Here is a 21,982-nt window from a genome sequence, read left to right as displayed (position 1 = left end):
AGAGTACAGAGTAAAAGAAACACGATTATCACTACTCTGTGAAATTAACAACCTCCAAAGAAAGACCTTTCATCCGATTATTTTCCTGCAACCATCAACGAATACCTGATTAAATTCATCTTTAATGCCACTAGTCATCACAATATTCACATTCAATAATTGTGATGTATGTCAATATTTAACACCTACATAACAAAATTTATTTTGTAAGCAAAGTATTTTAATGACACCTGAACGGTATTTTGCAGACTAAAAAGCACCAAACCTGATTGCTTTTTGAGTGAATGGTTGCGTTTTCTACATTATTGCTTTACAGCACATGCTAGTCTGGGTAATATTCGCGACCTACGGAGAGATGGCTGAGTGGTTGAAAGCACCGGTCTTGAAAACCGGCATACGTTAATAGCGTATCTAGGGTTCAAATCCCTATCTCTCCGCCACATTCAAAGCCCCAGCAGTTATGCTGGGGCTTTTTCGTAATACGCATTCAAACCAGAAGAGCAATATGAGTCACTTGTTATTCAACGAGTACAAGTGTGGGTTATTGTGCCTCAATGGATTTCTGAATGGCAGGACCGATTTGACGCTTGCGGGACGTCACGCCATCCATAACCAGAATGTCTCCTTTGATAGCAGTACCGAAAGCGTCCGCCAACACTTTTTTATCCTGACTGTCTACCCAAAGAATATTGGCACGCTTGTTTTTCGTATCTGTGATTGAAAAGAACAGATAATCGAGCCCCTGTTCTTTTTTGAAAGATGTCATTGCTGTAAGAAATTCTGATTTTCTGTCAATTAACTGCTGAGCGGTCAGCGTTTCTGCAACGCCAATGCCCACCTTCTTCCCGCCGAATTCGAAATTTTTGTAGTCCATCGTCAAAATACTTTCAGCAGAGAAATGACTGAGATCCGACTTCGCCACCAGCATTTGTTGGCCAAATTCCTGAATATCCTTAATACCTGCAATTTTTGCCAGTTTGTCGGCATAACGTTTGTCATAGTCCGTTGTGGTTGACGACTGAAAAACTACGGCATCAGAAAGAATAGCCCCAAGTCCCACACATGCTATTGCTTTCGGGATATCGACTTTTAACCTTCCTGCACTTTCAGTCAGGATCGTCGCGGTCGACCCCCACGCCCGAATATCCATACTCACAATTTGCGGTAAACGAATCGGGGAGCTTCCCAATGCATGATGGTCAATAATCGCTGTGATTGATTCCGGCTGAATAGAGGCAGCTAATTGCGTTGACTGATTAAAGTCCAGCAAACCTATTTGGTATGAAGAAAAATCCGTTTTTACCTGTGGAGCATCAATTCCACAATAATTCAGTACAAACTGACTTTCCGGGTTAGGATTTTCAGTGATCGCAGGAATGCCGCCATAGAGGTGTGCCGCCATAATTGCTGACGCAACACTGTCGGTATCAGGACTAAGATGTCCTACCCACACCAGGTTATCTGTATTGTTATTAGACAGGGTATGTAAATCCAATGCGCCTTCTGCAACGCAATTAAACGAAGCCAAAAGGGTCAAACCAAGTAGTGAGGGTTTCATTTTTGTCCTTACAATAAATCGAGTTAATTTGCAGTACAGTTTGCTGCCTGCAGAACGCAATTTAGTGTCGCCTGAAAATGAATTCACCTTATATTTGTAAGCGATTTTGTTTTTTTCGACAAACAACACAGTTAAGATATTTTCCTTAAAAATCATGACGTTTAATGATTTACAAATGTGTCAATGTTCACCTTTTTGCGATTCAGGTTGCAGCGTCAATGCAGCTGTTATAACGAAGGTGTAAGTGCATACGCAATGTTCGCTTTAAAACACCACTTTCCCTTTTTCCGTATCCCAATAACAGCTAAAGCTCAAAGCAAGCAATTGAAAACAAACCCTCTGCTGCATACACTGTTGGTATTCAGAGCAAAATGACACTTGTCTATGCCATTGATCCCTGCTTTTCTTCGGTCGAAAACAACCCGGGACTTTTCCTTGGTACCCTGCCGCAGACTACAATTAAACTTATTTTTAGCGACATCTTTGTTTATGTTTGGATGTAGCCATGCCCCAAGTAACGATAAGCATCCGAGCCAGGCGATGTCTGCTGACACCAACAGCAGACTTGCAAAGGTTGCTCAACCTTATGTGGACAGCCATCCTGAGTTAACCGGTTTTTACCCTCTAGCTGATGGACAGGAAGCCTTTTTGGCAAGACTGGCACTCATCCACAGCGCCGATAATAGTATCGACCTTCAGTACTACATATACCGCGACGATGCCACCAGCTCTCTCCTCACTTATGCCTTATATAAAGCGGCAGAGCGTGGCGTGCGGGTGCGGGTGTTACTCGATGACATGCAGTCTCGCGATGACGCTGTTATGGCCTCGCTATCCAGCCACCCGAATATTGAAGTACGGCTCTTTAATCCATTTCGTCAGCGTGTCAGTCGTGCTCTGGGGTTTATTGGTGACTTTGACCGTTTAAATCGTCGTATGCACAACAAAGCGCTTATTGTCGACGGGACTTTCGGTATCGCGGGCGGACGCAACATCGGGGATGAATATTTTTCGGCTAATGGGGAGGTCGATTTCGGGGATTTTGATCTCCTGATGCTCGGAAATATTATTCCTCAACTCTCCCTTGAATTTGATACTTACTGGAACAGTAAGCCAGCTTCACCAATCGAAGATTTGGTGGATAACTATGCGCCGGTTTCTCAGGCACAACTGGATAAATGGGAAGCCATGCTGCAACAGGCAATTGAAACTCAGTCGCCGTATGTCGCTCAACTGTCGGAATTACCTCTTGCAAAGAAAATTCAAGACAAATCCCTGTCCTTTTACTGGGGTGAAGCTGAACTACATTACGATCCACCAGAGAAAATCTATCAGAGCGCAAACAGTGACTTACTGCTCCATGAACTGGATGCCATTTTGTCGCAAACGCAATCTGAACTGTTTTTGGTATCCCCTTACTTTGTGCCAACGCGAAAGGGAACCAATGCATTAACCCGAGCGGCTAATAAAGGCATTACGCTCACCATCATTACCAATTCACTGGCATCTAACGATGTCTTTGCCGTACACGGCTGGTACGCAAAATACAGAAAATCGCTCTTGGAAGCCAACATCCGACTGTACGAAGTCAAAGCTGACCGCCTGCATAAGCGAGAACGATCATGGTTGGGGAGTTCCCGAAACAGTCTGCATGCCAAAACATTCATCATTGATAAACAGGATGTATTTGTCGGATCGTTTAACTTTGACCCGCGCTCTGCCTACCTCAACACCGAAATGGGTGTACTGGTGCAATCTCCTGCCTTTGCTGATGACGTGTACCAGGGTATAGAGCAACATATGCCGCAGTTTACCTATCGCCTTGAACTGAATGAAAGTGGCGAGATCGTCTGGTTTGATGATGCGACCGGCAAGCAATACTCAACCGAGCCTGATGCCAGCATGTGGCTACGGATCGCGGCATGGTTCTCCGGTATTCTGCCTATTGAGAATCTACTCTGATGCTCGCCCGTTAAGCCTGAACCACCGTTGAAAAGCAGCAAACTGTCATACTAAAAACAGCCGAGTTTAAGAGTTGCCAAAAAACGTAAGGCAAGAAAAAGCCCCTGTCTTGAAACAGGGGCTTTAGAAAACTATCGTTGAGCTGTGTGCGTTTGTAGTCGGAGCCCAAAGACAAGTAAGCTTCTGAACATCCACCTTGGGCGACAACCCGAATTACGCGCTTTTACGTCCGGGCATTGAAGCCATCGCACCTTTGCCTACACCTTCATATGCCACAACGTCCAGTACACTACTTTCATTGACTTGCAGACTAACCTGCTCGGCAATGTATTGTGCCAGTAACTCAACCGTTGTATCAGTCGGAATCATTTCCGTTTCACAACGAGCAATGGCCAGTTGGAACTCACCCTGAGGTGCGGTGTAGCGAAAAGCAAAATGACTTTCTTCTTTCGCGGCTTTTGCTTCCGGACTCAGATCAAGTTCATTCAACGAACAGTAATCTTCCTGAGTACCCAGATAAATGTCATGCCAACGCTCAGCCCACTGCTGTTCCAATGATGCATCACGCTCACCATCAACCAACAACTCAATCGGAGAACGATGACCATGGGCAATACGCTGACAGTTACCATCGTGCTTTTTCAAACCATGGCTGTAATGATAGAACGCCCCGGGAATCGCTTCATGTCGCAGTGTCAGTTCGAGACCCTGTACATTTTCCGGTAATTGACCTTTGAGCACATCATAAATGTGCTGAGTAACCGACTCAATCGTGACTTCATTGGCATCAATAAAGCAGTACGCCTCATCAGGACAGTTCAGGTAAATACTCTTTTCGCCGCGTAACAGGTCAACCGTTGAATAGCCCAATTGGCTTTCAGCAATGCGAATCGCCGCACTTTGACGAGGCACAATCAGTCGATGGTCAACAAATTCATCAACAAGCTGCTTGATACGTTTTTTCACGCGGCTGAAATCAAGCACCATGCTCATTTCATTCAGTTCGCCCGACATGACCACATCAAGAATCCAGCTCTCTCCTACCATTCCGCGCTGCTCACACAGGTACGAGGCATCGATAACGGTTAGATCTCTTACAAATAGCTTCAAAGTGAAGTCCTTATTGGTTCTGGTTGCGGCAAGGCATTATACGCAGCTATTTTTCTGAGTAAACCAGCGGCTTAAAATCGGTAACTTGCGCCCAGATACGCCGAAGAAACCCCAGTGAGTTGCGTTTCGACGTTAACAGGTTGACCCTGGCTGTCTTCTGCTGACCAGTTGGTGCGATCTGACGGTAACACACTATGTCGCAGACCCAGTTCAACAGCAACACTATCAGAAATTCTCCAGTCTACCCCTGCCTGAAAACCAAAAACGAATCCATCGTTTTCATATTTATCATTAAAGCGAGAATCCGATTTTGCAAACGCATAACCAAAATGAAGTCCCACAAACGGCTGGATACTTGAATCAGGCCGGAATATACGATCAGCACTCAGCATGTGTAGATGGGCGTTAATGTCGTACGCATCATCCCCTTCAAACTCTGTCGTCGAGGTGTGGTATTCATAACTGTAATACATGCGAGTGTTCCACTTTTGGCTGTACACTCCAAAGTCCAGACCACCAAAGCCTGCATAACTACTGTCATCAGAAGTAAAAAGCCCGCCATTCACAAGGGTCGCTTTATCATCATTACCCATTTGACTGGCACCAGCACGCAAACCAACAAAATACCGCAGATCTGAAGCAGGCTGAATGTCTGTCAATCCCTGACTCGCATTTTCACACCATACCGTCGCCGGAAACAGCGAAAAGATGAATCCGGCAAGGGTTATTCTTTTTCTCATGTCCACCACACCTTCAACGCAAGGCAAACGGGTTTTTGCCTTATTATTTTTTTGAGTGGTTATATTAAATCAATCTAATATTCAATACTATACACTCGGTTCCAAGACATTCAGTTCAAGGATACAAGGCTATAGTGAATCAGCTTGCAGATTTATCTGCTTCCCGAAGCCAGTTAATGGCTTCAATAGAATCTTCGAAATAGCGCACTTCACCACTGATAAACCAGCTTCCGACTTTGGACATAATCGATTGCCACCGTTCATTACCATAGAACGCTATTTTGTTAAATTTTCTCCCATGGCGCAGCCCGAGTTTAAGGTCGTCCCACGCAGCATGCAGATCCCAGCCTTCAAATTCTGTCCCATCGAAGAAAACATTAACGACAGGATCCGTTGTGCCTTCCAGGGCTGTTTCCAATAATGGGGTGATTTTTTCATAATCTTCATGAGTCAGCGTGCCGATTGCTTTCATTTCCATGAAAATTTGGTTCTCATTTTGTTCAATTTCAACATGCACACCATGTAAATAGCTCATTGTAATTCCCTCTTTTTTGCCTTTATCAAACAAGTGTAGACCGACGACGCCTATCGTCAGTGCCTTTATGAACGCAAACTGCCCCTGTACATTTCGAATAAGCACAACCATATTGCAGGGCGTGGATGCAAGTGCAAGTGCAAGTGCAAGTGCAAAAAATCAAAACAAGTGGAAAATCATGTCAGAAAAGATTCATTTGGCGGGAAAATAAAGCATTCAATGCAGGGAAATATCATGTCAGCGTGGTTTCATCATGCAATGAAACCACGCCTAAATATATGAATTCATTTTAATGAATGACCATTGCCTCAATAGCAATGAGTTGGGATGGTGCCAGTTCAGAGCAACTATTCAAAACCACGTCAACACAAAAAAACTTTAACACCAGCGTCTTACACGATGACAGTATTTCTCATACCGCTCACCAAACATGGCTTTCAGGACTGTTTCTTCCTGCGCAATCTGGAAATGGTTCATGTACATAACAAACACGCCGATCATCAGCACCGCTGATAGGGCCGAAAAGTAAATGAAAGCCGCCATGAGAAGACACAGTAAAGCGAGGTACATTGGGTTGCGAGAGATCCGGTAAATACCCGTTGTGACAAGGGCTGACGTTTTTGCGGGTTTATGTGGGTTAACCGTTGTTTTCGCTCTGGCAAAAGACATGACTGCAGCCAGTCCAATAAGCGTCCCCGCCAAACAGAACATTAGCATCAGCATACGCTGCCCGGCAAAGTGAAATTCGTACAAAGGCATTAATTGTGCCAGCAAATACATGCCAAAAACCGACAGCAGTAAAACTAAAGGGGGTGGCAGCCGTAAATACATAGTGCGCTCCTTATTGGTACAAAGCTCTGACTAATCAGCATTTTCGATTGCTTCTGCTTATAAGTATGGGCGAGAACTCTCAGTTCTGACAACGTCCATCGTTCTGAATTTATTGCACTAACAATTAAATGGCTACTGGCCACCGTACTTAATCCATTGCAGTCGCACTGCGCTCTGGCTAGAATCACCGCTTTGATCTGCTTCTGGTATTCTCTCATGCACGAACTGAAATATTTACAGGGTTATCCTTCACATCTAACTGACCAGATCAGCACCCTTATTCGAAATGATAAGCTAAAGGCTTACTTGTTGAATAAATACCCTGAAGCACATCAGGTTCAATCTGAGAAATCGCTGTATGATTTTGTTATGGCACTCAAAAATCAGTACCTTCGAAAATCTGCCCCCATCAGTAAAGTGGCCTACGACAGCAAAATTCATGTTGTTAATCATGCTTTAGGATTACACAGCTTTGTCTCTCGCGTGCATGGCAATAAAGTAAAAGCGAAAAATGAAATTCGGGTTTCGACCTTGTTTAAACAAGCCCCTGAGCCAATGCTTCGTATGATCGTGGTACATGAGCTGGCTCACATTCGTGAGAAAGAACACAACAAGGCGTTTTATCAGCTTTGTTGCCATATGGAACCGCACTACCACCAACTTGAGTTTGATACCCGTTTGTTGCTGACCCAGATGGATCAGGACGGATCGATATACTCAACCGCCGACTCTTAAATGTGACATTTTGGCCGTTTGATTTATAGCCGCGGCATTTATCCACTACGATTTTTGGCGCAGCTTTTGACGCAGCAGCAAGCCCAAACTGCATAGCAATACGGACACGCCCAACCTCGTCAAAGCAGTTGGGCGTGTCTGACTAAGTAGCAGTCGTTAACAGACTATCAAGATAATTGAACGCGAGTCAGATAAAAACCTGCGGAAGATCAGGACTCAAACAACCATGCTTTGCTATCCTGTCGCCGACAATCGTTGAATCGCTGCCACAACGTCATTGATACTTTTTTCAATATCCTGAATCGCCTCATTCGCCGCCTTAACCCTTTCCATACTGCTTCGGGCACTGGCAATGATTGTCGACATAGAATCCACGGCTTGAGAGGTCACTTGGCTGTTTTGCTTAACAACATCTTCAATTCTGACGGTGGATTCATTGGTACGAGCCGCCAACTGTCTCACTTCATCGGCAACCACTGCGAAGCCTCTTCCCTGATCTCCAGCTCTAGCCGCCTCAATTGCCGCATTAAGCGCTAATAAATTGGTTTGGTTAGCAATCGCCGAAATAGTGTCTACCATACTGGTGATAATCTGGGACTGAGCCTCCAGTTGCGAAATCACGTCTGAAGTTGCATTCAGGCCAGCAACCATTTCGGACATTTTCGCAATTGCCTGATGCCCCGACTCACAACCTTCGGCCGACAGCTGGCAGGTTTTTACGGATAACTCGTAAGCCAGTTGATTATTTTCCTGCTCCAGCAAGACCGACTGGGTGATATCCGTGGCAAATTTGATCACTCTGTATAATTGGCCATTAGTATCAAAAATCGGGTTATAAGTTGCCTCTAGCCAAAGACGATCCCCCGCTTTATTCACCCGTTCAAATTTGCCGCCCAGGAACTGCCCTTGATTCAGTTTTGCCCAAAATTGCTGATACTCCCTAGACTGAGCATATTCCGGTGAAACGAACATACGGTGATGATGTCCCTGTATTTCTTCCAGGCGGTATCCAACGGCCCCGAGAAAATTTTCGTTGGCAAACAGAATATTGCCGGACAGGTCGAACTCAATGATAGCCATCGATCGAGAAACCGCTTTCACCTGGCTTTCTAAATGGTGATGGGCCATAACCCGCTCGGTGACATCGGTCGCCACCTTGATGATTTTACACACCCGTCCTTCCTGATCATGCACCGGGCAATAACTGGCTTCTAGCCAGACTTCCCGACCACTTTTTGTTACCCGTTGGAATAATCCATTAATCGGGACACCCGACGCCAATTGGTGCCAGAACTCTCTGTATTCCTGGCTATTCCGGGTATGCTCAGTACAAAACATACGGTGGTGTTTACCTTCTATCTCATCAATCGAGTATTCCATCACGCTCTGAAAAAGTGGATTAGCCAAAAGGATCTGACCGGATGGGGTAAATTCAATAGAGGCAAATGAGTCTGTAATTGCAGTCAATAACTGATGAGATTCATGGTAAAGATGGGTAACGGATAAAAGTGTTTCCTGAGAAACCGTATTGCGTTTCAATAGACCAAACATCGGACATTCCCTGTCATCTATACATCTAAATAACAATATAGATGAACAAATGATTCCTTATGGGAATTTTATATAAAAGGAACGTGTTGAGATTTAATGACTCTTGGGATTTAAAATGCGTCTACTACAATATGGCTATGCTTTAAATCCAGTTATAAACATGATTTATCCTTATTGACACCTTTATTTTTAAACTGATTATCTAAAACCACATTTTTTGACCGAGAACTGGCTTACTTGCCGGCACGTTTAACTACCCAAAAATGCTTTAACCAGTTTTCATTTTTGTGACCTGTCACGAACTATCACATTAATCATAGAAATCGTTTCACAAAAAAAGCGCCATCATTTTGGCGCCTCATGCACTCTCTTTCTTTCAAATAAATTAAACCTGGTAAAAACGACGATGCAGTTCCTGGATATCATCCGCTAATTCCAGTACTGGGCCTTCCACTTGAGCACCTGGTACTACATCCTGAATGGGTAATGCTTTTACAGGCGCTGAGGGGACATTCCACTCCTGCAGCCATGTCGATAACTGTGCCGATGAACTGACATAGACAATACGTCCCAGCCCTACCCAGCCATGTGCCGCCGCACACATCGGGCAGTGTTCACCGGAGGTATATACTGTCGCTTTTTCTCGCGCTTCAGGCGACATGTTTGCTGCTGCCCAGCGAGCAATAGCAAACTCAGGATGCTGGGTACGATCGCCCCCGGCCACACGGTTACGATCTTCAAATAAAATGGTGCCATCTTCTGCCACCAGCAAAGAGCCAAACGGTTCATCTCCGGCGTCCAAGGCTTCCTTAGCTAAGGATATACAGCGTTGCAGATACAGCAGATCATTTCCCGTTATCATGTCTCTCTCCAGAGTTTAGGTAAGATGGTATAGGTATCAAAATGAAAGCCAACAACAGAATGAATGATGGCTGCTAGTGGAAATTGATAACTGGAATGACTATCCCAATCACGCCATTTACAAACCATTTAACGCTTCATACCATTAATTTGCTTATAAAATAGCACCGTCGCGTCGAGTTGTCCGTCAGAGCTTCGCGCAAAGGCCGGTATCTGACCTGCTTCGGTATACCCAAGCTGACGATATAGTGTGGAAGCGATATCACCGAGTCGGGTGTCCAGCACCAATAGTAGCAGTTCAAGCGATACAGCCACCTCTTCCAGTGACGCCATTAGCTTTTTGCTAATCCCTTTTCCTCGCGCTGAAGTATGCACCATCAACTTTTCTACTTCACCACGATGCGAACCATTCGCTTTGGAACACAACCCCAGCTGAACTGCGCCCACTACCATACCATTTTCTATTGCCACCCAGAGTTTTCTTGTACCATTCGCTAATCCGCCCTGAACATCCTGCCAGTAGCTGTTTGCTTCAGCATGTGCTATTGGCGCAATAAAACCCACAGATGCACCGCTGCCGACGCAGTCCTGTAATAACTCCCGTAGTTGATTTTCGTAACCATCAACGGAAGAAAGAGCAATGATATTCATGAAAACAGTCCTTGTTGTAATTGAAAGCGTAACGCTATTAAGAGCGACCATTGAGCCTGGCCATCAACAATATATCGATACGAACACGGCCTGTTTTTTCGCACCTTCAAGCTCAAAACCAAAGGTGTTATACAGTCCTAAAGCAGCTTCATTATTGGCATGAACTTCCAGTTCAATACGCCTCACATTCAGCCAGTTATCACAATAATCGATAAGGTGTTGCATGAGTTGTCGCACTACACCTTGCCCCCTACTGCGTTTAGAGACCGCGATTCCAAAAGACACAACATGTCGGGTCCTCGGCTTATTTGATCCGATGATAGCCAGATGACCCAGTATTTCACCATCATCAGCACAACAGACAAAATTGTATTGATCATCTATAAACATGGCTTCAAAACAATTGCGAGAGCTGTAAGGTAAAAAACGATTATTCGCGACAACCTCCAAATCTGAATAAATAGCATACAACGCGTCAAAGTCTGCTGGCAGCCAGCTTAAGTCCATCAGCTTTATCCGGCTGCAGGAACAGTATTAGAAACTATCAGATACATATTGCATCAGCAATGCTGTCAGATACAGACCCAAGCCATATATAACATGGGTGATAACACTTCTGATTCTGGCTTTTAAGGGAGATGGCATCTTCGCAGCCGCTACCCCTAATCCAAATGCGGGCTGCATAATCAAAAAAGGAGCCGACACACTGATAACGCCAGCCATCACAGCCGGCCACAATGTAGGGGCCGATAACCATTTTTCGCCGACCACTGCAATCAAAATTGCGGCGAACAAAATGCCAATCAGATAATGGGCTCCCCATCCGAGTACGGTTTCACCTTTCACATCTGACGCGTCAGCAATCGAAGCATGCGCAAATTCACCATAGGTCATTCTCCCCAGCCACCGCCCGACCATTGCATAGTTCAGCGTCGGAACGCCCAGCACATGACGCTGAAACAACGCCCATGCATCCATCACCACTGTCGCGCCCACACCCAGAATCACAGCCTGAACAATGAATTCATTCACCCCAGATATAACCATTCCCTGCTCCTTTGATACAGTGTTACCGTTGTAAGATTGATTCTGCAGCCATACCTCTCACCCGATTCTCAGCGAAACTGTCACGATCTATTCAATTAGATCTAACCATTGGGATCATGTGCATATCCTGCTACAGTTGCATCGTACAACTTAAAGTCAGATTGAGGTCAAGTATGGAATGGCTCGATATTGGTGAAGTCACCAAGCAGACAGGATTAAAACCCTCAGCTTTGCGTTATTACGAATCCCGTGGATTAATCCGGGCAGTTGGCAGAAAAGGATTACGAAGACAATATCACCCCAAAGTGATTCAGCAGCTATCGCTTATTTCACTCGGAAGAATGGGAGGCCTGACACTGGAAGAGATCCGTGAAATGTTCACTGATGACGGCCATCTGGATATTGATCGCGCCGTACTACTGAATAAAGCCAATGCACTCGAACAAGCAATCCGCCAATTAACCAAAATTCAGTTAGGGTTACGGCATGTTGCTGAATGCCCTGAAGAAAACCATTTACAATGCCCGTCTTTTCAAAAAATGCTGAAAGATGTGACTCATGCGGAAGACCCATTGTTCCTGAAATAAATTCAGTACTTTCAGCCCCCTTTCAATCTATCAGTTGTTGAGTCAGTGTGACTCTACGTGCAAGTTTCTTCTGAACGATAACAAATAGCCAGTAAGAAGAAACATCATACTCAACGTTTCAGCGATTTGACGACACTGTCAAGCCCTTCAATCTTAAGTGCCAGTGCCATCAGTAAACCCAACTCACCTTCCGAGAACCCTTTCTTTCTGAGCCCAAAGAAAGCAAATTTCTTCTGGCGTTTCTACTCAAACCATCGCGGCCTAACTATAGATATCTCTGCACTGTATACTTTGCTAAACTCCGCCCTTTGATGAGTAAGGCCCCTGAAATGATGACTGACGAAGAGAGAATCGAACTGCAACAAAACAACCCACTGCACGGGTTAAAGCTAGAGACTATGTTGCAAGAGTTGGTGGATTTTTATGGCTGGGACATTCTAGATACAGCCATGCGCTTTAATTGCTTTAACACTAAACCCTCGATTGCAAGTAGCGTGAAGTATTTGAAGAAAACCGAATGGGCGAGAGAAAAATTAGAAAACTTTTACCTTTATCGCTTTAAGCGCATGCCACGCGCGAGCGAAGAAGAATACAACTTACCACCGAGAGCTCGAACTTTTCCTCATGGTCTTGAACCTAAAGAGCCGATGCCGCTAACCGTTGACTCTATTCTTAAGTCACAAGCTAAAGCAGCATCCTCATTTAAAAAACGCTCATCTCGTGACCGTCCGACACGTCGCTAGTACACTTCCTTAGAAAGCAATAGAGCCCTGCTGACGGATCCAGCAAGGCTCTATTGTTCTTTAAACGGGTCAACGGCAGCGAGTGGCCAACTGGTTAATCTACGCCCAAGAAACTCTCGTAATTCGACTAACTTGTAGGTTACGTCTTCTACTGATTACGCTTTTTCTTCTTTTTACCCGTTCCTGCCGGCTTTGCACGCGGCTTCATCGGTAAAAAGTAGGCTTCACTTTGGTCGTCTTCCACTTCAAAGCCTTCTACCTGCTCGCGTTCAAGCTGGAACTTGTTTTTCTTTTCTATCACTTTAAAGTGGTGGTAGTCATCGTAATCGATAAGAGATAACCCTAGACCCACTTCACCTGCACGACCACTACGCCCGATTCGATGCATATAGTCGGCAGGACTGCGCGGAAGATCGAAGTTAATCACCACTGGCAATTTTTCAATATCGAGACCGCGCGCTGCGATATCGGTAGCAATCAGTACTTGAATCTCACCAGACTTAAAACCCTCAAGAACGCGAGTACGAGCGCCTTGCCCTTTATCGCCATGAAAAACTTCGGCAGTGATGCCGCGTTTTGACAGTTTCTGAGCTAGGTGGTTACAGGCATTCTTAGCATTCACAAAAATTAAAGTCTGGCGCCATTGATGCTGTTTGATTAGATGTGCGAGTACCGCCGTCTTTTCACCTTTATTGACACTAAACACGCGCTGCACCAAAGTGCTGGCTTCTGCACTCTGTAACTGAACTTCAACAGGATCGTTAAGTAAGTGCTGAGCCAAAGTCGTGACTTTCTCAGGGAAAGTGGCAGAAAATAGCAGCGTCTGCTTATTCTCAGGCAGTAAAGCAAGAATCTTATTGAGTTCTTCGGTAAATCCTAGGCTCAACATACGGTCGGCTTCATCAAGCACGAGCGTTTTTACTTGGTCTAGCTTAATCGCGTTACTCGATACCAGATCAAGTAGTCGTCCCGGCGTTGCAACAATGATGTCACAGCCACCACGCAGCGCCTGCATTTGTGGGTTCACGGATACACCACCAAATACGGCAACCGTTTTGATCTTATCTCTAAGATGGTATGAGTAGGATTTAACGTTGTAAGCCACCTGCGATGCCAGCTCACGAGTAGGAACCAAAATCAGATGAGAAACGAAGTTGCCACGACGAGCATTTGATTCACCTTGCTGAAGAATTTTCTGCAAAATTGGCAGCGAGAAAGCGGCGGTTTTACCTGAGCCCGTATTGGCTCCGCCTACCATATCCCTGCCGTCAAGCACATGCGGGATGGCATGAGATTGAATAGGTGTTGGTTGGCTATATTCTAACACTTCTAGTCGCTCGACTAAGGCTGGAATCAGGCCAAGGTCGGCAAATGTCGCTTGCTGTGTTTTATCTGTCATTACGATGAGTGGCTCAGTACTGGGTAAAGGCCGAGTATCTTATGCTATTTAGCGCGAGGGTGTTAGCGATAATGAGCCAAACAGAAGATTGGCTAGAGAAGAACTATCGGGTCAGGTATTTCCTTTAGCTAGCATGAGTTAATGTTTTTTATAACCAGAACTCTACTATTCACTATGGAGGCGGTCGCGACTCACTTTAGGGCAAAAAGGAGTCAGCCAGACAGTCTTACTCTTTTGAAGAAAAACACATTGTATAGTGGGAAAAATTAAGGTTACCGATGTAGGTCACATCCGCTTCAAAGGTTTCACGACGCTGTCCAGCCCTTCAATTTTCAACGCTAAACACAGCTTTAATAGGTCACCCAGCTCGCCACTCGGCCAGCCTTTTTTATCGAACCAAAGCAGATACTCTTCAGGCAGATCGATGATGACACGCCCGCTGTACTTTCCAAACGGCATTTTTACATTAGCCAGTTTTACTATTTGCTCTTTATCAAACATGTGAGTCACTACTTTTGCATGTTGTTTTCAATCGGTCTGATCATATCAGAAAAGACATCTTTAAGCCTTAGTATGCGGAATGTCACTTAGTGTCTTAACACAGTGCTTCAGCCTCAACACAGAGCCTCAACTTAGTGCCGTAACATGGAGCCTTAACATAGGCAACATATAAGCTGAAAAATGTAGAATTAGCCTGATAGGGCTCAGGCTTGCATGTCTCGATAAGAACGGCATTCCCGATCACTATCCTGCAACCCGAATTGCGCAGCCATAGTCGTCAGCTGTTCACGGTAACCATCCAGTTTGGCTTCATCGTCAGTCATAATGGCAAACTCCGCAAAGTCGCCAATACCCGCAAGACTGTCGACTGTAATATGAAACTCCCCCAGAAAATAAATACTGCGTGTTTTGCTGGTCTGAAGCACAGGATCAAGCCCCATCGTCAGGAGCATACTGCAGGCTTTATCGGCATCGGTAATATTGACCGCTTCACAGCGATCCGGCTCAGGCCCCTTCACAATCCATAGCTGAATACCGGAAGGCGACATGCTGCGGATAGACACCAACTTTCCCTGTTTAGCATAAGTCCGGGAAGGTGTATCAAAAAAGGTATCCGATTCAACATTTTCTTCCAGCATCACTTCATGTGGCATCTGTTTCAGCTGTGCCAGAAAAGCAGACTTGGATGCCAGTCGGTATTTTAACTCAACTTCGTATTTCCCTTGAAAATGCTCACTACTCACGGGATACCTTCTTTAAATTGTCGTTACTTAATGATTTGGTCAGGTTACGCTGCCGCAGTCCATTCCACAGATGTCAGTATGTGGTCACCACATACCACTGCTGCACTGAACACTGCGCCAGCATTAATTTTCCCCACCCCTGCCGGAGTCCCCGTCATAACGATATCGCCATTTTCCAGCGTCATGAATTTCTGTATCTCAGCCAGAACGACGTCAGGTTTGTAAATCATGAGGTCTGTTGTACCACTTTGCGTGAGTTCACCATCAATATGAAGCGTCAGACCCAATGGCGTTTCCTGCAATGCATCACTGCTCACTGCGGGACTGATAGAAACAAACGGACTGAACAGAGCCGCGCCGTCAAATGCCTTGCAACGATCCCACGGCAGCCCCTTTTCCTTAAGCTTGTTCTGCACTTCACGCTTAGTCAGATCCAGCCCCACGGCAACAGCAGAAAAAACACCATCCTGATAAAGGTAAGCCAGTTCAGCTTCGTAATGTAACTCATCGCCATTGTGAGAAGCGGAAAGTTGATTTGTTATTGCAGAATTTGGTTTGGAAAACAGCACCATTTCATCGGGGATATCATTGCCAAGCTCATGGATGTGAGCGACATAGTTTCGGCCAACACAAATAATTTTACCGGGGGAGACAGGTGTATTTTCAACGACTACTGTTTTCATTGGGCATCCTTGTTTACTAATCACAGTGCTAAATAATCCAGGCTCTGGATGATTTAAATATTCGAAATATCAGTATCTTGGAAGATTCACCCATGCACAGGTAGCCTCAAGTCTGGAAAACGACAGCTATCACTTCGGCTAAAACTACAGCAATAAAGCCTCAGGCATGGATCACGCCAAGCATGTAAAAATTCGCGGCGGTGACAGTTCTTGTTATCAAGTGCTATGAGCCAAGACAACCGTCAGAATCAATCCACAGTTGTCTGTTCACATAACTCAAGCTGCTAAAATCAGCAACGCCAAAAGCAATAAGGCCGGCATCGTGCCGGCACTTAAGGTTGTTTCGCTATTCTACTGTTACTCAGAGAGAAATACTAAGTTTGCATTCACAGGAACTGAAAGCAAGATAGAATTCAGTTTGGCAATATCACGTAGTTTGTCCACACCGCCATCCAGCCCAAATGCCCCTGCTTTTACTTCCACAGGTTTAATCGTCGAAACCAGTAAACCTCCATTTTCCAAACCGGTAATTTGTACTGATGCGACCAGGCGTTCATTTTTGCCATGCAGATCTAACGCAAATTCAACATCGGTCACTTCTGTTTTACCCGGCGCCAATGCTTTCAGCTTGGCGACGTCGACTTTCGCCATAGCTGTTGTGAAAGGGAATTTTTCAGTGTCGAACAGCTCTTTTTTCATCCTCTCATCGCGGATCTGAATATTGGTATCAACACTGTTCAGGTCAATGGTCAGTTTTACTTCGCCATCGTCAGAAATGGAACCGCTCAGGTTACGGAATCCGTGTTGCTCAAACACCGCGTCATTTTTAACGGAAGAGAAGCCAACGCTGGATTTGCTGCCATCCAGATTCCAGCCTGCAAACGCAGGTACACTGCCCGCCAGCATCAAACCAGCCACGGCTAACCCGCATATTGCCTTTTTCATCCCTAAAGCCATCATTCACCTCGTTTTTTGGTTTGCAATCCTAGAACTATAGGCCAGCTTTACCTCGTCGGTTAATGGGGGGGAAAGAAACTCGCTTCCCTTCTGCGGTTAAGATCGCAATATCAATCGGTTTCCCCTTGTCATCCAGGCGAACTTCTCCGATGGCGCTGCGGTTGATAAGGCGATGATCGTTATCCAGATCCGGATCGCGTTTGTATATTTTCAATCGCTTACGTTTGGTGAACCAGTTCAGTGGCGACCGCGGGCTGTACAGAATCCGATCCAGAAAGTCGCAGATACGTAACAGTCGTTCAGGAAATTCATTCTTAATGCCGCTGGCGGTAATCTGATAGATGTTCGGGCTACTTTTTCGAAAACGCAGCTTCACGTCATAGGCAAACGAGTAATGAACATCTCCGGACAAAATCACAAAATTCGTCGGCGTTTTTGAATGCGTAAATATGCTGATCATGGTATTGGCCGACCCCGGATGCGCCATCCAGTTTTCCGCATCCACGATTAGCGGACGCCCCAGCCAGGTCATCAGACGCTGTAACGTCTCGATGAATTTCACCCCAAACATCGGTGCCGCCGATACCACAATCACCGCCGACTCATCGATCAACTCCTGATGAAATTCCAGCAGCGCTTCCCAGTCCATCAGCCCCGAGGGTTTATTCATTGTTGACTCAGAGCGCCAGCGTCGGGTGCGGGTATCCAGCACCACCATTTTCGGCGTCGTGGCAACGGTATAGTGCCAGCCTTCAAAGCGATAAAGATAATCAATGAAGCTATCCTGATTATCACTGTCAGGCTCATCAAAATAACGCATAGCGTGAGTCAGAAAAGTCTCATCAAACTTCTCAGGTGCGTTCCCCCATCCCTGACATAACCAGTAACTGACCAGGCCATTCCCGATAATACGGCGGGAAAATGGATCGCTGTATGCTGCCTGTTCCCAACCCACTGTCAGGTTCCAGTCATCAGTAATGTCGTGATCATCGAAAATCATATATGTCGGCAAATGCGCCAGCAGTCGTTGAACCTGCGGCAAGCCTTCAACAAACGCGGTAATTTCCGGGGTTTCTTTCATCCAGAGCTGCTGCCATTGGGACGGCAACGTTTCTCCACCCCAGTTGAACTGGGATTCTTGCAGGCGCAGCGGATTAACACATCGCCATAAAACCGGCGACCAAACTAACAGATACATCGCCATGAATTCACTCAGCGAGATCAGGTGGTTCCCTGATTCGCGCGAGCTGAAAACCGGCACCCGGCGTCGCAGCCAGCGGCCAAGCGCTGGCAACTTATCAATAATTTCTTCTCCGCCTTCGAAATAATGCGGCAGAATTTTGTCACGCAGATAAAAGTTATACGGATGCTGGTACAACTCGGAGGCACTCTGAATTCTGGCTTTCTCAAACGTCTCATCATAGAGCCCCAACCGTTCAATGACTTGCTGGATTGCATCCAGCATGGCGCCTGCCACGTGATCGGCATAAATCTGATCGCCACTGAGCATCAGCAGTGATGGACGTTCTTCAATAGCCTGGCTTTCCAGTTGGGTATCCGCTGCCACCAAGCTGTCTTTACTTGGATAATGAGGGTTTCGGCAAGAGCCATGCAGAATATAATCTGCCCGCGGTTTGATGATGAAAGAAACCCGTTGCTCTGTACCATAAAGCAAAGAAGGTTGTAATTTCGCCAGTGAACCAGATTGCGTCAGCAAATCATATTCCAGTGGCGTGTTCGCCGGGAATTCGCCGTGAAACGTTACCTGATATATCCAGGCATGTTGCCCAATTCGAACATGATGTCCGGATGCCAGATCCGCTTCAAAACAGGCTTCCTCTTCACTGGCACGGTGAAGTGTAAACGTGCCATCCAGTGGGGAAGAAACGGCCAGCCACAGCGTTATTTCCTGCGGTGTCACTTTACGTAACACCGGGCCCGCAAGAATCAGCGGCAGATCAGATACAATCGTTTGTAGTTGTTCTTGTGATGTTTCAGGCATAACCAGATGACTCTTTTATTCTTTTTTAATCACAGTACCAATAATGCGCGTGACGATCTATCCTCTGCCTGGGCAGAATCACATAACTTGACACCGTTTTTACCCAGCAGCTTCACTCTGTGGATTGCTCGCAGATACTGTTGCTCAGTCTTAAGTGGACCTAAAGCAAATAAGTACACTTAGCGCCCATTTTGCTGAAACAAGCGTGCCAGTTCTGTGTACAACCAGTTCATCACCCGTCCCTCACCTTTGTCTCGACGTTTGACCACTCCCATCTCTACCATCAGAGGCTCAGGAATCGCTTCCGTTGACAGCTCAACCAGATAAGGCGCATACCAGTCCTCCCGAATCACATGTTCAGGCACCAAAGCCCATCCAATGCCTCGAATCACCATTGAGGAAATCAGATAGTAGCTATCGATATGCCAGTAATTCGCCGATAGTGGCTTACCTTGACTTCGTCCCATACGATCTCGGATCACCAACTGGCGATAGTCGGTCAACTCACTAATTGTAGGGGCTGGATTTTTCGCCAGCGGATGATGCGGGGCCACCACCAATGCATGTTTAAACTGGCCGATGGAGGTGAATTCCAGGCCGTCCGGTAACGCAGACTGATGGAACACCACTCCGATGTCGGCTTTTTTCTCCGCAACCCACTGTGCAATGTCCTGTTGGGAACCATTTATCACCGTTAGTTTCAGCAGAGGAAAACTCTCTCCAAGCTGCGCAAACAGGGATTCGAACACAGTGATCGGCACAGCTTCGTCCATCGCGATAGTGAACGCACTCTCCTCCCCTGCCGCCATGGTCAATGCCCGTGACTGTAACCGCTGACACTGGGCCAATACGGCCTGAGCTTCTACATACATGTCCTCGCCGCGTACCGTTAAAACGGGCAGCTTGGCACTGCGGTCAAACAGATCAAACCCTAAATCCAGCTCCAGATTGGTAATTGCTGTGCTGACACGAGACTGCGCTTTGCCTAACTTGCGGGCAGCAGCAGTGAATGAGCCTTGCTGTACCGCACTGACAAAGGCTTCCAGTTGGTCAAGAGTCCAGTTCATTCAGTATCTTAGCTCTATCAATTTGAAAACGACTGAGGTGAGTGTAGTGAAGTTTGCGCGCTTTATCCATCCGATTTTCGGATGGTAACTAACTTTGAACAATCCGATTTATGGACATAATGGCCGCATTGAAACTAACCGAGTACAAATATGCAATTACAAGAACACTCAATCGGCAAGAATTTCTGGCGTTTTGCCATTCCTTCTATGGTCGCCATGCTGGTTAATGGTATGTATCAAATCATTGACGGCCTCTTCGTTGGCCACTACATCGGCTATGAAGGCTTAGCTGCCATCAACCTTGCCTGGCCGGTGATCGGTATCTTGACCGGTATCGGCGTCCTGATTGGTATGGGCGCTGGCACGCTGATGTCGATTTTCCGCGGAGAGCAAAACCGCCATCAGGCACGTCATGCTTTGTTTTCCGGCATCGTGCTGACTGTGATTGCCGGACTGCTGATGACCGGTTTGCTCAGCATTACCCGCACTTGGTTAATGACTCAGCAAGGCGCTGAAGGCCACCTGCTAGCAATGGGTGAAGTATACCTAAGGGTATTCAGCACTGGCGCCATTTTCACTATCGCGGCAGGTGCGATGCCAATGTTGGTCAGAAACCTGGACCGTCCTAACCTTGCGACCGGGCTTATGGCTACAGGCGCCGTGTTGAACATTGCACTGGATTATGTGTTTATCGGTGTGATGCAGTGGGGACTAGAGGGCGCAGCGATTGCCACTATCATCGCGCAGGCACTGATTACCATCGCCGCTGTCGGCTACTGTTTTACCCGTCACTCACCGCTCAAATTGACTGCCTCGGCCTGCCGTTTCAAACTGCCTCTGGCGAGTCAGATTGTCAAACTTGGCGTATCACAGTTGTTTATGTATGCCTATTTCAGCTTCGTACTGGCCATCCATAACACCTTATTCATGAGTTATGGCACGCCAGTTCATGTCGGGGCATTTGCAATCATAGGTTACCTTGTCACGCTGTATTATTTGCTGGCAGAAGGTATTGCGATGGGTATGCAGCCACCAGTCAGCTACTATCTGGGTGCGAAGCAGCACGACCGTATCAAGGCCACCGTCATCCTTGCCAGCAAAGTCGTTGTATTCATAGGCATTGCCGCCGTCAGCCTCCTGAACCTTTACCCCGACTTACTGGCGAACCTGTTTGCGCACGGAGACGCGGCGCTGATGGCTGAAACGGTACACGGGATTCGTCTGCATTTATTCGGGTTATTTCTGGATGGATTCATTGTTCTGTCTGCCGTGTACTTTATGGCGATGAATCAAGGGGGGAAAGCATTGTTTATCTCAGCCGGTAATATGATGATTCAGCTCCCATTCCTCTACTGGCTACCAAAAATGCTGGGAATCGATGGGATCTGGCTTGCCATGCCGTTATCCAATATCGCACTGGCAATGATAGTAATTCCAATGATGTGGCACGATTTGCACCGAAAGCCCGCCGTGGTTGCACAAAGCACGTGCACGGCAAGCTAACCCGCCAGATCTGATTCAATTCCCCCAAACACAAGGCGTTAAACGGATTTTTAGTTTAGCGCCTTTCATGTGTACAAAACTTTCCGATTTAATTGTGCACAATAATGGTGATTTTTTTCATCAGGCTGTAAAATGCGTCACACTTCTGAATACCCGTCGCCATCAGTGAAAGCAAAGTCAGTATGATGGTTTTAATAGGGAAATAAAAAGGTTGAA

At 46.2% G+C, this 21,982-nt stretch carries 22 protein-coding genes, 1 tRNA gene and 1 pseudogene; 6 read left to right on the top strand and 18 right to left on the bottom strand.

Annotated elements, in window-relative coordinates; genetic code table 11:
• Positions 1 to 349 precede the first annotated feature (349 nt).
• Positions 350 to 440, top strand: a tRNA-Ser gene (locus C9I92_RS09630).
• 101 nt (positions 441 to 541) lie between these two features.
• Here the strand turns inward: C9I92_RS09630 and C9I92_RS09625 are convergent.
• Entirely contained in the window at positions 542 to 1,558 is a 1,017-nt protein-coding gene (locus tag C9I92_RS09625) for a manganese-dependent inorganic pyrophosphatase (RefSeq protein WP_047884840.1), read from the bottom strand.
• A 489-nt stretch (positions 1,559 to 2,047) separates the two neighbouring features.
• Between C9I92_RS09625 and C9I92_RS09620 the strand changes: the two genes are divergently transcribed.
• Positions 2,048 to 3,520 carry a phospholipase D family protein gene (locus C9I92_RS09620; RefSeq protein WP_248827370.1) on the top strand — a complete coding sequence of 491 codons (1,473 nt, stop codon included), beginning with the start codon at positions 2,048 to 2,050 and terminating at the stop codon, positions 3,518 to 3,520.
• 213 nt (positions 3,521 to 3,733) lie between these two features.
• Here the strand turns inward: C9I92_RS09620 and C9I92_RS09615 are convergent, their stop codons facing one another.
• The 4 genes from C9I92_RS09615 to C9I92_RS09600 form a co-directional block, all read right to left on the bottom strand.
• Positions 3,734 to 4,630 (bottom strand): 6-pyruvoyl trahydropterin synthase family protein, encoded by an 897-nt coding sequence (locus C9I92_RS09615; protein WP_047884516.1) that lies wholly within the window; start codon positions 4,628 to 4,630, stop codon positions 3,734 to 3,736.
• A 71-nt stretch (positions 4,631 to 4,701) separates the two neighbouring features.
• The gene (locus tag C9I92_RS09610; RefSeq protein ID WP_146149681.1) at positions 4,702 to 5,376 is read right to left on the bottom strand and encodes a porin family protein; all 675 of its coding nucleotides are present in this window, start codon (positions 5,374 to 5,376) and stop codon (positions 4,702 to 4,704) included.
• A 133-nt stretch (positions 5,377 to 5,509) separates the two neighbouring features.
• Positions 5,510 to 5,905, bottom strand: coding sequence for a SpoIIAA family protein (locus C9I92_RS09605; RefSeq protein ID WP_047884517.1), 396 nt, complete (start codon positions 5,903 to 5,905; stop codon positions 5,510 to 5,512).
• Between the two features lie 378 nt (positions 5,906 to 6,283).
• Positions 6,284 to 6,736, bottom strand: a complete 453-nt coding sequence (locus C9I92_RS09600; RefSeq protein ID WP_047884518.1) for a methyltransferase family protein — start codon at positions 6,734 to 6,736, stop codon at positions 6,284 to 6,286.
• Between the two features lie 216 nt (positions 6,737 to 6,952).
• Between C9I92_RS09600 and C9I92_RS09595 the strand changes: the two genes are divergently transcribed.
• Positions 6,953 to 7,471 (top strand): M48 metallopeptidase family protein, encoded by a 519-nt coding sequence (locus tag C9I92_RS09595; RefSeq protein WP_047884519.1) that lies wholly within the window; start codon positions 6,953 to 6,955, stop codon positions 7,469 to 7,471.
• Between the two features lie 234 nt (positions 7,472 to 7,705).
• Here C9I92_RS09595 and C9I92_RS09590 read toward each other — a convergent pair whose 3' ends face one another.
• From C9I92_RS09590 to C9I92_RS09570, 5 genes are all read right to left on the bottom strand, one after another.
• On the bottom strand, positions 7,706 to 9,022 hold the full coding sequence (locus C9I92_RS09590; RefSeq protein ID WP_047884520.1) for a methyl-accepting chemotaxis protein: 1,317 nt from the start codon (positions 9,020 to 9,022) through the stop codon (positions 7,706 to 7,708).
• A gap of 385 nt (positions 9,023 to 9,407) precedes the next feature.
• Positions 9,408 to 9,884 (bottom strand): nucleoside deaminase, encoded by a 477-nt coding sequence (locus tag C9I92_RS09585; RefSeq protein WP_047884521.1) that lies wholly within the window; start codon positions 9,882 to 9,884, stop codon positions 9,408 to 9,410.
• Positions 9,885 to 10,012: 128 nt separating this feature from the next.
• On the bottom strand, positions 10,013 to 10,534 hold the full coding sequence (locus tag C9I92_RS09580) for a GNAT family N-acetyltransferase (protein ID WP_047884522.1): 522 nt from the start codon (positions 10,532 to 10,534) through the stop codon (positions 10,013 to 10,015).
• Positions 10,535 to 10,597: 63 nt separating this feature from the next.
• On the bottom strand, positions 10,598 to 11,041 hold the full coding sequence (locus C9I92_RS09575) for a GNAT family N-acetyltransferase (RefSeq protein ID WP_047884523.1): 444 nt from the start codon (positions 11,039 to 11,041) through the stop codon (positions 10,598 to 10,600).
• Between the two features lie 27 nt (positions 11,042 to 11,068).
• Positions 11,069 to 11,581 carry a DUF2938 domain-containing protein gene (locus tag C9I92_RS09570; RefSeq protein ID WP_047884524.1) on the bottom strand — a complete coding sequence of 171 codons (513 nt, stop codon included), beginning with the start codon at positions 11,579 to 11,581 and terminating at the stop codon, positions 11,069 to 11,071.
• 173 nt (positions 11,582 to 11,754) lie between these two features.
• Here C9I92_RS09570 and C9I92_RS09565 point away from each other — a divergent pair, with 173 nt between their 5' ends.
• The gene (locus C9I92_RS09565) at positions 11,755 to 12,168 is read left to right on the top strand and encodes a helix-turn-helix domain-containing protein (RefSeq protein ID WP_047884525.1); all 414 of its coding nucleotides are present in this window, start codon (positions 11,755 to 11,757) and stop codon (positions 12,166 to 12,168) included.
• Positions 12,169 to 12,278: 110 nt separating this feature from the next.
• On the opposite strand, the pseudogene C9I92_RS25870 reads toward C9I92_RS09565, so the two are convergent.
• Positions 12,279 to 12,374, bottom strand: a pseudogene (locus C9I92_RS25870) (DUF3820 family protein); the annotation flags it as partial.
• 123 nt (positions 12,375 to 12,497) lie between these two features.
• Between C9I92_RS25870 and C9I92_RS09555 the strand changes: the two are divergent.
• Positions 12,498 to 12,911 (top strand): VF530 family protein, encoded by a 414-nt coding sequence (locus C9I92_RS09555; RefSeq protein ID WP_047884526.1) that lies wholly within the window; start codon positions 12,498 to 12,500, stop codon positions 12,909 to 12,911.
• Positions 12,912 to 13,059: 148 nt separating this feature from the next.
• Here C9I92_RS09555 and C9I92_RS09550 read toward each other — a convergent pair whose 3' ends face one another.
• The 7 genes from C9I92_RS09550 to C9I92_RS09520 form a co-directional block, all read right to left on the bottom strand.
• Positions 13,060 to 14,310 carry a DEAD/DEAH box helicase gene (locus tag C9I92_RS09550; RefSeq protein ID WP_047884527.1) on the bottom strand — a complete coding sequence of 417 codons (1,251 nt, stop codon included), beginning with the start codon at positions 14,308 to 14,310 and terminating at the stop codon, positions 13,060 to 13,062.
• A gap of 285 nt (positions 14,311 to 14,595) precedes the next feature.
• Positions 14,596 to 14,811, bottom strand: a complete 216-nt coding sequence (locus C9I92_RS09545) for a DUF3820 family protein (protein WP_047884528.1) — start codon at positions 14,809 to 14,811, stop codon at positions 14,596 to 14,598.
• A gap of 203 nt (positions 14,812 to 15,014) precedes the next feature.
• Positions 15,015 to 15,554, bottom strand: a complete 540-nt coding sequence (gene cyaB, locus C9I92_RS09540; protein ID WP_047884529.1) for a class IV adenylate cyclase — start codon at positions 15,552 to 15,554, stop codon at positions 15,015 to 15,017.
• 44 nt (positions 15,555 to 15,598) lie between these two features.
• Entirely contained in the window at positions 15,599 to 16,237 is a 639-nt protein-coding gene (locus C9I92_RS09535) for a fumarylacetoacetate hydrolase family protein (protein WP_047884530.1), read from the bottom strand.
• 357 nt (positions 16,238 to 16,594) lie between these two features.
• On the bottom strand, positions 16,595 to 17,182 hold the full coding sequence (locus C9I92_RS09530; RefSeq protein WP_047884531.1) for a YceI family protein: 588 nt from the start codon (positions 17,180 to 17,182) through the stop codon (positions 16,595 to 16,597).
• A 46-nt stretch (positions 17,183 to 17,228) separates the two neighbouring features.
• The gene (locus tag C9I92_RS09525; protein WP_047884532.1) at positions 17,229 to 19,196 is read right to left on the bottom strand and encodes an alkaline phosphatase D family protein; all 1,968 of its coding nucleotides are present in this window, start codon (positions 19,194 to 19,196) and stop codon (positions 17,229 to 17,231) included.
• 179 nt (positions 19,197 to 19,375) lie between these two features.
• Positions 19,376 to 20,263: a LysR family transcriptional regulator gene (locus C9I92_RS09520; RefSeq protein WP_047884533.1), complete on the bottom strand. Its 888-nt coding sequence runs from the start codon at positions 20,261 to 20,263 to the stop codon at positions 19,376 to 19,378.
• 150 nt (positions 20,264 to 20,413) lie between these two features.
• Here C9I92_RS09520 and C9I92_RS09515 point away from each other — a divergent pair, with 150 nt between their 5' ends.
• On the top strand, positions 20,414 to 21,766 hold the full coding sequence (locus tag C9I92_RS09515; protein WP_047884534.1) for an MATE family efflux transporter: 1,353 nt from the start codon (positions 20,414 to 20,416) through the stop codon (positions 21,764 to 21,766).
• Positions 21,767 to 21,982: the final 216 nt, after the last annotated feature.

Origin of the sequence: Photobacterium ganghwense (assembly GCF_003025595.1) — a bacterium.
In the GTDB taxonomy this organism is placed as follows: domain Bacteria; phylum Pseudomonadota; class Gammaproteobacteria; order Enterobacterales; family Vibrionaceae; genus Photobacterium; species Photobacterium ganghwense.
Note: the sequence above shows the minus strand (reverse complement) of the source record. Positions and strands in the feature narration are given on the sequence as shown.

Coding starts and splice junctions, on each gene's coding strand:
- C9I92_RS09520 (WP_047884533.1), bottom strand. CDS start 20,263: ATGAACTGGACTCTTGACCAACTGGAAGCCTTTGTCAGTGCGGTACAG.
- C9I92_RS09545 (WP_047884528.1), bottom strand. CDS start 14,811: ATGTTTGATAAAGAGCAAATAGTAAAACTGGCTAATGTAAAAATGCCG.
- C9I92_RS09585 (WP_047884521.1), bottom strand. CDS start 9,884: ATGATAACGGGAAATGATCTGCTGTATCTGCAACGCTGTATATCCTTA.
- C9I92_RS09555 (WP_047884526.1), top strand. CDS start 12,498: ATGATGACTGACGAAGAGAGAATCGAACTGCAACAAAACAACCCACTG.
- C9I92_RS09535 (WP_047884530.1), bottom strand. CDS start 16,237: ATGAAAACAGTAGTCGTTGAAAATACACCTGTCTCCCCCGGTAAAATT.
- C9I92_RS09525 (WP_047884532.1), bottom strand. CDS start 19,196: ATGCCTGAAACATCACAAGAACAACTACAAACGATTGTATCTGATCTG.
- C9I92_RS09550 (WP_047884527.1), bottom strand. CDS start 14,310: ATGACAGATAAAACACAGCAAGCGACATTTGCCGACCTTGGCCTGATT.
- C9I92_RS09570 (WP_047884524.1), bottom strand. CDS start 11,581: ATGGTTATATCTGGGGTGAATGAATTCATTGTTCAGGCTGTGATTCTG.
- C9I92_RS09515 (WP_047884534.1), top strand. CDS start 20,414: ATGCAATTACAAGAACACTCAATCGGCAAGAATTTCTGGCGTTTTGCC.
- C9I92_RS09605 (WP_047884517.1), bottom strand. CDS start 5,905: ATGAGCTATTTACATGGTGTGCATGTTGAAATTGAACAAAATGAGAAC.
- C9I92_RS09575 (WP_047884523.1), bottom strand. CDS start 11,041: ATGGACTTAAGCTGGCTGCCAGCAGACTTTGACGCGTTGTATGCTATT.
- C9I92_RS09580 (WP_047884522.1), bottom strand. CDS start 10,534: ATGAATATCATTGCTCTTTCTTCCGTTGATGGTTACGAAAATCAACTA.
- C9I92_RS09530 (WP_047884531.1), bottom strand. CDS start 17,182: ATGAAAAAGGCAATATGCGGGTTAGCCGTGGCTGGTTTGATGCTGGCG.
- C9I92_RS09590 (WP_047884520.1), bottom strand. CDS start 9,022: ATGTTTGGTCTATTGAAACGCAATACGGTTTCTCAGGAAACACTTTTA.
- C9I92_RS09595 (WP_047884519.1), top strand. CDS start 6,953: ATGCACGAACTGAAATATTTACAGGGTTATCCTTCACATCTAACTGAC.
- C9I92_RS09620 (WP_248827370.1), top strand. CDS start 2,048: ATGTTTGGATGTAGCCATGCCCCAAGTAACGATAAGCATCCGAGCCAG.
- C9I92_RS09565 (WP_047884525.1), top strand. CDS start 11,755: ATGGAATGGCTCGATATTGGTGAAGTCACCAAGCAGACAGGATTAAAA.
- C9I92_RS09625 (WP_047884840.1), bottom strand. CDS start 1,558: ATGAAACCCTCACTACTTGGTTTGACCCTTTTGGCTTCGTTTAATTGC.
- C9I92_RS09600 (WP_047884518.1), bottom strand. CDS start 6,736: ATGTATTTACGGCTGCCACCCCCTTTAGTTTTACTGCTGTCGGTTTTT.